Source organism: Duganella qianjiadongensis (genome assembly GCF_009857915.1).
GTDB lineage: Bacteria > Pseudomonadota > Gammaproteobacteria > Burkholderiales > Burkholderiaceae_D > Rugamonas > Rugamonas qianjiadongensis.
In genome coordinates this window covers 16,655-29,805 of record NZ_WWCM01000005.1, presented here as the reverse complement: position 1 = coordinate 29,805, position 13,151 = coordinate 16,655, and the positions used below count along the sequence as shown (strand labels likewise).

The 13,151-nt window shown below is 58.4% G+C and carries 11 protein-coding genes; 3 read left to right on the top strand and 8 right to left on the bottom strand.

Annotated elements, in window-relative coordinates; translation table 11 throughout:
* Window positions 1–3 precede the first annotated feature (3 nt).
* Window positions 4–870 carry a DoxX family protein gene (locus tag GTP27_RS08955; protein WP_161038848.1) on the bottom strand — a complete coding sequence of 289 codons (867 nt, stop codon included), beginning with the start codon at window positions 868–870 and terminating at the stop codon, window positions 4–6.
* 90 nt (window positions 871–960) lie between these two features.
* Window positions 961–1,890 (bottom strand): LysR family transcriptional regulator, encoded by a 930-nt coding sequence (locus GTP27_RS08950; RefSeq protein ID WP_161038847.1) that lies wholly within the window; start codon window positions 1,888–1,890, stop codon window positions 961–963.
* 345 nt (window positions 1,891–2,235) lie between these two features.
* Here GTP27_RS08950 and GTP27_RS08945 point away from each other — a divergent pair, with 345 nt between their 5' ends.
* Both GTP27_RS08945 and GTP27_RS08940 read left to right on the top strand, forming a co-directional pair.
* Window positions 2,236–2,748, top strand: coding sequence for a response regulator (locus GTP27_RS08945; protein WP_161038846.1), 513 nt, complete (start codon window positions 2,236–2,238; stop codon window positions 2,746–2,748).
* Window positions 2,745–5,294, top strand: a complete 2,550-nt coding sequence (locus tag GTP27_RS08940) for a GAF domain-containing protein (RefSeq protein WP_161038845.1) — start codon at window positions 2,745–2,747, stop codon at window positions 5,292–5,294. Before GTP27_RS08945 ends, GTP27_RS08940 begins: the two co-directional genes overlap by 4 nt.
* A 46-nt stretch (window positions 5,295–5,340) precedes the next feature.
* Here the strand turns inward: GTP27_RS08940 and GTP27_RS08935 are convergent, their stop codons facing one another.
* The 3 genes from GTP27_RS08935 to GTP27_RS08925 all read right to left on the bottom strand — a co-directional run bounded on the left by GTP27_RS08935 (window position 5,341) and on the right by GTP27_RS08925 (window position 8,535).
* Window positions 5,341–6,162, bottom strand: a complete 822-nt coding sequence (locus tag GTP27_RS08935) for an alpha/beta hydrolase (RefSeq protein WP_161038844.1) — start codon at window positions 6,160–6,162, stop codon at window positions 5,341–5,343.
* A gap of 81 nt (window positions 6,163–6,243) precedes the next feature.
* Window positions 6,244–7,674, bottom strand: a complete 1,431-nt coding sequence (locus GTP27_RS08930; protein ID WP_161038843.1) for an MFS transporter — start codon at window positions 7,672–7,674, stop codon at window positions 6,244–6,246.
* A gap of 9 nt (window positions 7,675–7,683) precedes the next feature.
* Window positions 7,684–8,535, bottom strand: coding sequence for an aldo/keto reductase (locus GTP27_RS08925; RefSeq protein ID WP_161038842.1), 852 nt, complete (start codon window positions 8,533–8,535; stop codon window positions 7,684–7,686).
* A gap of 122 nt (window positions 8,536–8,657) precedes the next feature.
* Between GTP27_RS08925 and GTP27_RS08920 the strand changes: the two genes are divergently transcribed.
* Window positions 8,658–9,632, top strand: a complete 975-nt coding sequence (locus tag GTP27_RS08920) for a LysR family transcriptional regulator (protein WP_161038841.1) — start codon at window positions 8,658–8,660, stop codon at window positions 9,630–9,632.
* Between the two features lie 58 nt (window positions 9,633–9,690).
* Here GTP27_RS08920 and GTP27_RS08915 read toward each other — a convergent pair whose 3' ends face one another.
* The 3 genes from GTP27_RS08915 to GTP27_RS08905 all read right to left on the bottom strand — a co-directional run bounded on the left by GTP27_RS08915 (window position 9,691) and on the right by GTP27_RS08905 (window position 12,266).
* Window positions 9,691–10,710: an NADP-dependent oxidoreductase gene (locus GTP27_RS08915; protein WP_161038840.1), complete on the bottom strand. Its 1,020-nt coding sequence runs from the start codon at window positions 10,708–10,710 to the stop codon at window positions 9,691–9,693.
* A 65-nt stretch (window positions 10,711–10,775) separates the two neighbouring features.
* On the bottom strand, window positions 10,776–11,579 hold the full coding sequence (locus tag GTP27_RS08910) for an oxidoreductase (protein ID WP_161038839.1): 804 nt from the start codon (window positions 11,577–11,579) through the stop codon (window positions 10,776–10,778).
* A gap of 66 nt (window positions 11,580–11,645) precedes the next feature.
* Window positions 11,646–12,266, bottom strand: coding sequence for a TetR/AcrR family transcriptional regulator (locus GTP27_RS08905; RefSeq protein WP_161038838.1), 621 nt, complete (start codon window positions 12,264–12,266; stop codon window positions 11,646–11,648).
* Between the last annotated feature and the right edge of the window lie 885 nt (window positions 12,267–13,151).

The window sequence follows — 13,151 nt, the reverse complement described above, 5'->3', positions numbered from 1 at the left end:
ACATCAGTGGCGCCGGGTCGAGTAATGGCTGCCACCATCGGCGCGAGGACGACGCGCTATCCAGCGCAACGGCGCGCTGCGGTTATCCCAGCACGTAGCCACCAGACAGGTAATGAGCAGCAGACTGTATTCCCAGCCCCAGCCTTCCGCCGTCCACCTCAGATCGCCGGGTGCAACGATGAAAAAACCCCAGTGCCAGTGGAACCAGACTATGCCCACCACGTAGAAGCAGATCAGTAACAGACTGACAGGAAATACCATCAGGCGCATGGCGATCAGGGCCGTGCCTACGGTCTCAACCAGATTCACTCCGATGATAATTTCCAGCCCGAACGGGAAACCTTTTTCGGTGAGTATATCGCCCAGAACATTGCTGTGCCCGGTCAGCAAGCGATGGGCGCCGTGCGCGAAGATGCAGCTGCACAGCAGAACGCGCAGCACATCCATGCCTATGCGCCGGTAGCTGGCCGGCAGGCGTTCGGCCAGGCCGTCGCATAGTACGGCAAACGACGCCGCACACAGCATCAGGCTCAGTTCCCAGCCGTTGTCGCTAGGGCCTATCACCCAGAACCCTAGGTAGCGATGAAACAGCAATATGCTGCACAGGTACAACAGGATGAACAGTGCTGCTATCGGCACGACCAGACAGCGCGCCGCCAGCAGCAGCGCCCCCGCTACCTCGAATACACTGATCAGTTGCGCCAGCCAGGGCCCGAGCGGGAAACCAAGCGTGCTCAGGTACTGGCCTAGCACGGGGCTGGCGCTCCACAAGCGCTCGAAGCCATGGGTGAATATCATGCCGCATAGAACCAGCCGCAGCAGGTCGATACCTGCACTCTGGGGAGTATAAAGTCGATGGACGATCTGCATGGTGCGCTCCTTGTGAGACGGCAGTATAGGGGCGCCTCGCCATGAAAGCAGCACATGATATCGCATAGCCACCATGCAAAATGAGAATACCTAAACCCGCTGGAACTGGCTCACGCCATGGATGGACTGGAACAGCACCTGATGCACGAGGTTACGCAACCATTGGTGCGCCGGGTCATGCTGACTGCGCGCATGCCACAGCAGCCAGTAGCGGTAAGTATGCGCGTCCAGCGGCAGCGGGCTCCAGACGATAGCTGCCTGACGGGCAAAAGCCACCGCCACATGCTCCGGTATCGTAAGCAGCAGGTCATTCGCGGCCAGCAGACGCAAAGCCGTACTGTAAAACGGCACATTCAGACGCACCCGGCGCACCAGACCGGCGCGGGCCAGCTGCTGATCGATAAAGCTGCTCTTGTCGCCACCACCACCGATGTCGAGATGGTCGGCACAGGCATAATCCTGCAAGCTCAGGGCCTGCCCCGCCAGCGGATGGCCGGCGCGCATGGCGCACACCGGGCTATCCTCGCCCATGGCGCGCCCGTGCAGGCTGTCCGGCAGGATATGGGCAACGGTGGGCACCAGATCCACGCCTTCGTCGGCCAGCAGGCGATAGTGACCAGACTCCCACATCCGGAAAGTTACCCGCACGCCGGGCGCCTGCGCACCAAGTACCGCCATCACTTCCGGCAGCATATGGTCGGCAATATAGTCCGAACCGGAAATTACGAACTGACGGGTACATAATGCCGGATCAAACCGCGGGCCATCCATCAGGGCCGCCATATCGGCCAGCATCGCCTTGAGCGGCGCGCGCAGCGATTCGGCGCGCTCGCTCAGCACATAGCGCTGCCCTTCGCGTATGAGCAGCGGGTCGCGCAACTGCTCGCGCAGCTGCACCAGTTGCCGGCTCACGGCGGACTGGGTCATGCCGAGCAGGCGTCCCGCGCCGGTGAGGTTGCGGGTTTCCAGCAATACGTCGAGCGTACGCAGCAGATTCAGATTGAAGGACGGCAGCGACATGGATGCTCTGGTCTGAGGACGAACGCCAAGACACTAGCATGATTAGCGGCGGCCGCCTGCATTTTTTTGCGGGACAAGCTGCACCATTGCTGCCTCAGCGCTAGCAGACGGATTCCGGATCTCCGCCCCCACGCGCGCGCCGCCAGGATGGCGGTCCGGACAGTTATCTTCCAGGCTGCAAAGGATAAAACCCTATTAATTTGATAGTTATTACTCAATTCTCACAAAAACAACAATTTGGAACATTTCCGCAGGGCACCACCGGGATTACGGTAGACTGCCGAGGTGTTAATCGTGCCCGGCCTGCCGGGCACTGCTTGAATTCGCATCAGGGAGAGCAGTGGTATGAATAAGGGTGTCATTTTGTGCGTAGATGACGATTCAACGGTTCTGAATGCCCTGCGACTTTTGCTAGGCAAGATTTTCGGTGGCGAGAACATCATCGAGATTGCCGAAAGCGGCGAAGAAGCGCTGGAGATCGTGGAAGAATATGGCGCCGAAGGGACCACGGTCAGTGTCATTGTTTCCGACTACATCATGCCGCATATGCGCGGCGATGCCCTGCTGGTGGCGCTGCATGAGCGCAGCCCCGACACCGTCAAGATCATGCTGACCGGGCAGAGCGATCTGGAAGGCGTCAAAAAGGCCATCAACCACGCCAACCTCTACCGCTTTCTGGAAAAGCCGTTCAATAACGCCGATCTGGTGCTCACGCTGCGCTCGGCCCTGCAGGCCTTCCATCAGGAAGCCAAGCTGCGCAAGGAGATCCTGCAACTGCAACAGGAACTGGCCGCCAGCACGGCAGCGCTGCAGGCCAAAGAGCACGAACTGGCCCAATTGCGCGCAGGCCGCCCATGAGCGACCGCCCAGTCCAGCGTCTGCCGCGCCAATCGTTCCAGCGCGAAGCCGAACTTGCCCTGATCAATGATGTACAGACAGCGCTGGTCGCGCGTCTGCAGATACACGATATCTGCAACATCGTCGGCGAGAAAATCAAGCAGATCTTCGACGCGCAAGTGGTGATGATCGCCCTGCTCGACGACGAGGGCCAGCAGCTGTATATGCCCTATGCAATCGAACGCGACGAGCGTCCACCGCCCTGCTCCATCGGCGTGTTCGGCTTCCGCAAGCATGTGATCGAAACCAAGCAGGCATTGCTGTTCAACGAGAACATTGCACAGGCATCCATTGACTACGGCAATCCGCTTGCGATCCGCGGCGACATGGCGAAAAGTGCCGCCTTCATTCCCATGATCATCGGCGACCGTGTCACGGGAGTGGTCACGCTGCAGCATCTGGATCTGGAAAATGCCTTCTCCAGCGCCGACGTGACCCTGCTCAAAACCGTCACCAACACGCTGGCAGTGGCGCTGGAAAACGCCCGTCTGCACGATGAAACCCAGCGATTGCTGAAACTGTCGGAAGACCGCGCCAACAATCTGATGATGCTCAACCAGATGCAGACGGCGCTGGCCAACCGCCAGCGCGAGCAGAATATCTACGACATCGTCGGCGACCAGATCCATGCCATCTTCGATGCCCAGGTGGTCGATATTGCGCTCTACGACAGAGTGCGGGAAAACTTCGATTTCACCTACTCTATCGAACGCAACGTCCGTTATCCGCTCATTTCGATCAACAAGATCGGCTTCCGCAAGCATGTGGTGGAAACCGGCAAGATCATGATGATCAATCAGAACATCGATGCGCTCGGCGAACAGTATGGCAATCCCGTCGTCATCTACGGCGAAGTACCCAAGTCCGTGCTATTTGCCCCGCTGATGGTGCGCGAACAGGCCGTGGGCGTTATCTCGCTGCAGAATCTGGACCGTGAACACGCGTTCACCACGGCAGACGCCACGCTATTGAGCACATTAGCCAACAGCCTTACCGGCGCACTCGACAATGCTCGCCTGTTTGACGAGACCCAGAGCCTGCTCAAGCTGACCGAAGACCGCGCCAGCGATCTGGAAATGATCGGCAGCATAGGCCGCCAGCTAACGGCCCATCTGGAACAGGCCGCACTATTCGATGCGCTGAACCAGCATGTCCACACGCTGCTCGAGGTTGACAGTTTCCGTCTATACCGGCTGGACCCAGATCAGCAGACGCTGCAACTGGTACTGGGCCTGCAGGCCGGCCAGCCGCTACCGGCCGAGCAGCGCCAGATCCAGCCGGGCGATGCTTTCGAACGCTGCCTGAACGAACAGGCCGAAGTGATCATCCATGCGGAACAGCATACGTCCAGCATGTATGCACCGCTGATGACGGGTAGCCGCGCGCTCGGCATCATCCATATTTCCAGCAATAGCACAGCCGGCTTCGGCGAACGCGATGCGGCCATGTTGCGCAGCCTGTGCGCCTACGGCGCCATTGCGCTGGCCAATTCCGATGCACTAGCGGCCCTCAAGCAGGCCCAGGCCACCATCATCCAGCAGGAAAAAATGGCCACGCTGGGCCAGCTGGTGGCCAATGTGGCGCATGAAGTGAACACCCCTATCGGCGCCATCAAGTCGAGCGGACAGACCATCGTCGGCGCCCTCGAACACACCATGGTCAACCTGCCGCGCCTGTTCCAGATGCTGGATCAGGGCCAGCAGGACCAGTTCATGCAGCTGATCCGGCATGCGCGCAATGTGAATAATCTGCTCAGCACCCGCGAAGAGCGCAGCATCACCCGCGCCCTCAGCCAGACACTGGAGCAGCATCAGATTGCCGCAGCGCGGGAGCAAGCCGCCATGCTGGTGCAACTCGGCGCACACCAGCATGCGCTGGACTATCTGGCGCTGCTGTGCCATCCGGCCAGCGACTTCATCATGGAAACTGCCTCTGCCATGTCCGCCATCATCCGTGGCGCCGACAACATCAATACGGCGGTGGAACGGGTGGCGAAAATCATCTTTGCCCTCAAGTCCTATTCGCGCATCGATACCAGCGGCACCTTCTGCCCTATCGATCTGGCAGACAGCATAGAAACCGTGCTGACGATTTATCACAATCAGATCAAGCACGGGGTGGAAATCATCCGCCGCTACCAGCCGATCGAAACGCTGCTGGGCCTGCCGGACGAACTCAACCAGGTCTGGACCAATCTGATCCATAACGCCCTGCAGGCCATGCAAGGCAATGGCACCCTGACCATAGACCTCAGCCAGTCGGCAGGACAGGCCGTGATTGCCATCAGCGATACCGGTTGCGGCATCCCGCCCGACCTGCGCCAGCGCATCTTCGAGGCCTTCTTTACCACCAAGCCAGCAGGCGAAGGCAGCGGGCTCGGCCTGGACATCGTCAAGAAGATCATTGCCAAGCACCATGGCCAGATCAGCGTTAGTAGCGAAGTGGGGATGGGCACCACGTTCACGGTGACGCTACCGCTAGCCGAGCAGACCAGTCCGGCAACCTGAGACGGATAGGCGCCGCCATGCAAGCTGGTTTAAAGTGTTGCCGTGCTTAAGGCGATGCTGCGGGCTGCCTGATCCAGCTGGCAATCAAAGTGACGGCTTCGGCTTCCATGTTGATGTAGCCATGCCAATGTTCGGCTTCGCAGACACTGCCGGCAGGATTGCTGCCGCCGTTTACGAGCAAAAATTTCTTCACCGGCGCATGCTTCAGGCCAGCCATAATGAGCGGCACATCCTGCGGTTGACAGACTGGACAGGCATCGTATTCATGGTGCATAACCAGCACCGGTATGCGGATTTGGCTCAGGTCCTGGCCGGGCACCGCGCCACTCTTTTTGACGCTGGTGACGCTGGAGGTCAGCACCAGGCCATCGATCAGGTGTGTATCACGCTCGGCAATGGCGAGTGCAGTGGCGGAAATCGAACCGCGGCTGGTGCCGACTACCCAGATGGGCCGGTCCGAAAGTGCTTTCAGTTGGACCAGCGCCGCATGCAGATCCCTGAGATGCGTGGCACTGGTACGGAATGCATAGCTCAGGTCCGGCACATCCGACGGGTGCGACAACATGGCGATATTAAAGCCTTGCTGGGCAAATAACTGGCCACTACGTATCAGGAAATTTCTGCCGCCCGGCCAGCCGTCGTCTTTGCGTGGCCCGATTCCGCCGCCACCACCCGGCAGCAGCAGCAAGGTGGCTGTGGCACCGGGCTGGGGCCGCCAAAACAAGGGCAGGCTGACGTTCGGCCGTGACGCAAGCTGCAGCAACTCGCCCTCCGGCGCCGCGCATGCCGGTAGCGACAGCAAAGCCGCCGCGATCAGTAACAGCTTCCGGCAGAGTGCACGGATGGCGTTTTGTTCACTAACGTACACGACGGCACTCCTGGTCCAGATAAAATGATAATTACCGTAATATAGTAGCAGCTGGGACGGCGTGCATATCAGCACAGTTTTTCATGATAGTGCTGCCGGATGCCTGGGCTTCACTTTGCCGCGCGGCGAGACAATCAGCGTCCACGCCGTGATCAGCGCTAGCACAAGCAATAGGCCAGCAGCGTCCATGACCGCTGATATCCGATCCGCCAGCGCGAGGCTGTCATGAGCACCGGCAGGCGCTGCACCAGCAAAGACGAGTACCAGCAAACCGAGTCCCAATGCCCCGCCAAGTTGGTGCGCAACATTAACCAGGCCCGATGCCGCGCCGGCATCGTCGCGAGCGACACCAGCCACACCAGCCGCAGTCAAGGGGCCCAGCAGCAAACCTTGACCTAGTCCGATCAGTAGCATGGGCGGCGCAACACTCGTCCAATACGCCGCTGCGGCATCGGCCCGCCCTAGCCAGAGCAGGCCAGCAACGCCCAGCGACAAGCCTGCGATAATCAGCGCGCCGTTGCCGAAGCGTCGCGCTAAGCCGGGTACCGCCATGGCCGAGGCGAAGTTGGGTAGTGTTACGGGCAGAAAGGCAATGCCCGCCTGCATAGGCCGCAGATGCAGCACGCCCTGCAGAAACTGCGTGGTGAAGAACCAGAAGCCCACGGCACCGCCGAGAAAGAGCATGCGCACCAGGTAGGCACCCGCGCGCTCGCGGCTGGCCAGCAAGCGCAATGGCAGGATAGGTTGAGCGATACGTCGCTCGATTAGTACGAATACGGTAATCAGGACCATGCCGGCCAAGATGGCCGACCGCGTTAGGACGTCATTCCAGCCAGCCTCCGCAGCGCGTACGAGGCCGAACACCAGTGCGCTCATTCCCATGGTCGAGCAAATTGCGCCGCCTATATCAAAACGGCCAGGCCGCATAGGCGTCTCGACGATATACCGCCTGGTAGCAACGATCAGCGCAAGGCCGATGGGAAGATTGATGAAGAATCCGGCTCGCCACGAGACCAGATCGGCAAACAAGCCGCCCAACACCAGGCCCAGCGTAGCCCCCACGCCTGCCGCTGCCGCATACATCGACATTGCACGATTGCGCTCCGGCCCTTCAGCAAAGTGACTAGACAACAAAGCCAGCGTGGACGGTGCCAGAACCGCTGCACCGGCCCCCTGTAAGGCACGGGCTGTGAGCAGCCATACAATTGACTGCGCCAGGCCTATCGCCACCGAAGCCAGTGTGAACAGGCAGAGGCCCCAGATGAACATGCGGCGCCGGCCCAGAATATCGCCAGCACGGGCACCTAGTAACAGCAAACCGCCAAACGTCAGCGTATAGGCATTGGTTACCCACGAGAGCTGGGCGGCATGAAAGCCGAGACTAGCCTGAATACGGGGCAGGCCAGTGATGACGATGGAAATGTCGACCACGATCATCAGGTAGCTGGCCACGATGATAGCCAGCACCGGGTTAGCGGTTTGCGCCGGCACAGGGGCCATAGGCTTACTCATGGCCAGCGCTCAGATGCCGAGCTTACGTTCGGACATCCACTTGACGATAGCCGGATCGCGGTGCGAGAAGAAGCTGCTCGTATTGGTGTCTAGCGCCAGGATGCAAGCCATATCGGTCTCATCCAGTTCGAAGTCAAAGATGGCGATATTCTCGGCCATGCGCTCCTTGCGCACCGACTTCGCCAGCGACACTATGCCACGCTGCAGCAGCCATCGCAGCACAACCTGGCCTACCGTTTTGCCATGACGCGAGGCGATGGCCTGCAATACTTCGTTCTGGAACAGGCCATTGCGTCCTTCCGCGAACGGAGCCCAGGCTTCACCCTGTACGCCTATCTCCTGCATGAACGCGGCACTCTCCAGCTGCTGCTGGAAAGGATGGACCTCGATCTGGTTGACTGCGGGCGCAATCTCATTGAACGCCACGATGTCCATCAAGCGGTCTGGCTGGAAATTGCTGACACCGATGGCGCGAAGCTTGCCCGCGCGGTAGGCGTCTTCCATGGCACGCCATGAACCATGAACGTCGCCAAAGGGTTGATGAATCAGGTAGAGGTCCAGATAGTCGAGCTGCAGCTGGCGCAGCGACTTCTCTATGGCCCGCTGCGTGCGTTCGTAGCCGGTCTCCTGCACCCAGAGTTTGCTAGTCACGAAAAGATCTTCACGCGGCACACCGCTGGCACGCAGTCCCTTGCCGACCGCCTCTTCATTCATATAGGAGGCGGCGGTGTCGATGAGCCGGTAACCGGTTTCGATGGCATCGATGACGCAGCGCTGGCATTCATTGACGTCGGCAATCTGGAAAACGCCATAGCCAACGACAGGCATTTGAATTTTGTTGTTCAGGGTGACGTATTGCATGGACCTATCCTTTCGATGTTTGTCGGAATTCACTGTAGACCAAGGACTAACATCTGAATAGTGACAAATCGCTTGATTCATCCGCATCAAATTGATGATAATCACCGAAGGGAGGGCTACCTATGGCCATCAATGAACTTCGCTCCATCACAACCTTCATCAAGGCCGCAGAATTGGGCAGCCTGCGCAAGGCGGCGCAGGAGCTGGGAATCAGCCCTCAGGCAGCGAGCAAAGCGCTCGCTCAGCTGGAGTCTCATCTGGATGCGCGCCTATTCCATCGCACGACGCGTGTGATGTCATTGACCGATGCAGGGCAGCGACTGCTTGACGATGTACAACCCGCCGTCCTCAGTATGCAACGTGCGCTGTTAAGCGCCCGCACTGCAAAGGACGAGTTCGCAGGCCCCCTGCGCATTGCCGGGCCACGCACCACGTTCCAGCCGATACTCTGGCGTCTGGTCGAAGAGTTCTGCGAAATTTACCCGGACATACAGCCCGATATCCTGCTGGAAGATCGTGTTGGGAACTGGGTGGAAGACCGCATCGATGTAGGGTTCCGCCTGAGCGCATCTCCCCACGAAGGGGTGATTGCTCGCCGGCTGTTTCCGCTACAAATGGTCATTTGTGGCGCGCCAGCCTACTTCGAACGGCACGGGGTACCGGAATCGCTGGCTGCACTGGCGCGCCATCGCTGCAGTGCGTTCCGGCATCCGGGCACAGGAAAAGTCGTGCCGTGGCACGTTAAGCTCGGTGAGCAAACTGTAGACCAGCCAGTGGTACCGGCGATCTGCAGCAATGACGAGATATTCGAGCTCCAGGCTGTACTTGCCGGCAAGGCGCTTGGGCAGCTCGCGGGCGTAACGGCGGCGCCATACATCCGCGCCGGTCAATTGATTCCGGTTCTGCTCGATCACATGCCTGACTTCGCCAGCTATTTCGTTTATTTTGGCAGCAAAACCTCACAGCCAGCACGCGCGCGGGCATTCATCGACCTGGCAGTTCAACGCCTCGCCCATAATCCGGATTACGTGCTGAGCGCCGAGGAATTATGGGGCACGTCAGGCACGGGCAAAACCCGCACATTTTCCATACCATGAAAAATACCCTATGGAGATTGTTGCAGTTCAGGCGAGCCAGTACGGCCACCAGCATGGTCTACCTTTCCGAGCTTGCCGCCACGAGCTGCACAACCACCTTGCCTTTCGCCCTGCCTTGTTCGAGGTATGCCAGCCCCTCTCTAGCCTGAGTGAATGGGAATATCCTATCAACGACAGGACGCAGTCGTGACGCTGCAAGATGACGGCCGATCTCGTCCAATTGCTGGCCATCTGGACGCACGAACAGGAAGGAGTAGCTGGCATTGCGCTGTTTCGCAAGCCGGATGATCTTGCCGCTCAGCAGACCGAATACCCACCTCATCAGGAAATTCATCCCGCGCTTGCGCGCAAATGCGGCATCCGGCGGGCCGATCAAAGATATGATCTGGCTGCCTGGCCGAACCAGCTGCAGCGATTTTTCCAGCTCGCCACCGCGCAGCGTTGCAACAACCACGTCGTAATCGCGCAACCGCGCTTCAAATTCTTCTTTTTTATAGTCGATTACTTCGTCAGCGCCGAGCTGACGCACTAATTCCACATTGGCCGTGCTGGTCGTCGTGGCCACCTTGGCCCCCAGCAGCTTTGCCAACTGGATGGCAAAGCTGCCGATGCCGCCGGCGCCTGCGGGAATGAACACCTTCTGGCCGGGCTGCAGCTGGGCCCGTTCAACTAAGGCTTGCCACGAAGTGAGTCCCACCATTGGTATCGAAGCGGCCTGAACAAAGTCCAGCTCGTCCGGCTTCAGCGCTGCCACCTGCTCAGGCAGCGCTGCGTACTCGGCAAGGGCGCCGACGCCTAGGTCAAAGGTGCTGGCAAATACTGCGTCGCCAACTTTAAAGCGGGTTACCCGGCTCCCGGTTTCCACCACGACGCCAGCGAGATCGCTGCCCATGGTCGCTGGCAGCTGGAGCCTGATAATGGGTTTGAAGCTCCCCGTAGCGATCATGTTATCAATCGGATTGAGACCCGCCGCGTGAACACGGACCAGAATCTCATCCGGCTTGACGGCAGGCCTGGGCAGGTCCGCGAACACAAAGTTCTTTACGCTGCCGTAGCGTTGCAAGACTAGTGCTTTCATTGTTTTTGTTTCCTGATGAATGGTGAATGGTGAATGGTGAAAAAGTGCCAGATACCTGTGGCAGGCTATGCCAGGCTTAAGTCCTTGCGCAATCCTGCATCCACCAGGCCTGCCGGCGCGAACGAGCGCAACAAGCGCAGCCGCTTTGCCAGGGAGCCGGCGGTATAGCGCAGTTTCGGCTTACTTGCCTGAGCGGCCAGCAACACCGTTGCCGCGACCACGTCCGGTCCCTCGGCGCCAGCCATCGCCTGCTGCACCCGAAGTGTTACTGCATTGCGCACTTTGTCATAGGCATTCAGCTTGGCGTCCGCTTGCAGCAGGTTGGCATCGAAGGGCGTCTTGGTGTACGCCGGTTCGATCACGATGGAACGGATGCCCCAGTCGCGCAATTCGTGGTCCAGCGACTCGGAATAGCCTTCGATAGCATGCTTGCTGGCAGCGTATAAAGCACCATAGGGCATCGGCAGGAAACCCAGCACAGAACCGATGTGGAGAATGCGGCCCTCCCCCCTCGTCCGCATATGGGGCAGCACGGCGCGCGTCATGCGGACCACGCCGAAAAAGTTCGTATCGAAGACCGCCTGCGCCTGTTCCAGCGAGCTTTCTTCGGCAGCGGCAGGCGCCACGCCGAAACCCGCATTGTTAACCAGCAGATCGATGCGCCCTTCCTGCGCGACCACCGCCGCGACGGCAGCTTGCACCGAAGCGTCGCTGGTCACATCGAGGCTAAGCATCTCGTACCCCTTCTTCGGCCCGTGAGCACCACGGCGGCTGCTTCCGTAGACCTTAAAACCAGCCTCGGACAGGCGAGTTGCAGTTGCTTCACCAATGCCGGACGAGGCGCCGGTTACCAATGCAATCTTGTTCATACAGCTTCCTCTCAGGATCAAACACAAAATATGATGATCATCATATTTATTGTTAAAAAAAACCGCCTACGCACGCTTAGATTCGGCAATCAGCGCAAACTGGTTTAGCGCGGCGGCGCACAACGCTTGCGACAGTTTTGGATCGTCTACAGCACGCGCCAACATTGTCGTACCGATCAAACCGCACACCAGCGCCATTGCCTGCTCATGCGCCTGGGGCTGGCCCCAATTCGGCAATTGACGCGCAAATAAATCTATCATTTCCTTAATGTGGATGGTCGCCGCCCGCCGTACCTCCGGCGCTTGCCTGGGCATTTCCGATCCCAAGGCCGAGACGGGGCACCCGGTTTCAATCGCCGCCAGGTGCTCCGGAGACAAATAAGCCTGCATCATGGCCTGCAAAGCAAGCCCTGGTGGAGCCGCCGCTGCCACGCGCGCCGCCAGCGCTACTGACTCGGCACCTGCGCGATCCCCGGCTTCTGCCAGCAGGGCATCCCGGGAATCGAAGTGCGCGTAGAAGCCGCCATGGGTCAGACCGGCCTCTTTCATGATGTCGGCGACCCCCGTACCGCTATAGCCGGTGCGGCGAATGGCACGCGCCGCAACCTCTAGAATACGCTCGTGCGTTTCTTCCTTACGGTTTAGCGACTTCTGCTTGGTGTTCTTCTTTTGCATGATGGTCATCATATACCAATTTCAAAAAGCACGCTACAGAAGCTTTTTTACGCGCTCTGGCGCAAGCAACACCTCATGCCATGAAAAATGCCATTGATGATACAACCAAGATCATCAATGGCATTCCGTTAACTCGATCAGATTAGCGAGTAAAAAACTGGCTTATTCCCACTCTATTATCAACAGCTATTTAAATTCTTTTATATTCAATGACTTATAAATAACATGCCTCTAAGTACCATGAAAAATACCATTTTCGCTGAAGAACAGTGCCCAACTGCGTATTCTTACCTGATCGGCCATTGATTCCTGCTTTAACGCGGCCATTCATTCTTGCACCAAAGGGGCCAGCCTTTCTGAAGCATGCCACATGTTCTTGGGCAAGCCACCGACTCCTGCTACAAGCCGGAAGTTCCTTGAATAATCGCGTCGCAGCCGCCACCTATTCTCATAGAACGCCACCATCTATTGTCTTAAGTCGCAGCCATCATGTGAGAGCTTGTCGTGCAAGCCCCCAGTAAAGCTTAAATTCCGGATCCTTGCTAGCCCAATACTGTTCTGTGTCGCCAGAGATTCTTCCTTGCAACTTTAGTCTTTTGAGTTATTGACAAGCCCCTTAATTTTATATTGCCACATGGAGATTTTTCGAGCGTGTTCTTTATCTGGAGGGCTGCCCCACCGATCAACGCCGCCGTGGAGCAGCAGTTACTTTCGATGCCTATGATGAGCAGCCCCTGCAAAACTAGGCTTAGAGCATTGTCTACAAGAATATTTGGGAGAAACTGCAGGGCTTACCGTCGCGGCAGGAATTCAAGAGCGCGTTGGATAAGTTGTGCGAAAAGGAATACGAGTGCTAAGCATAGCCCGTTTCGGAGTAATAGTGACCGGTCGTTTAGA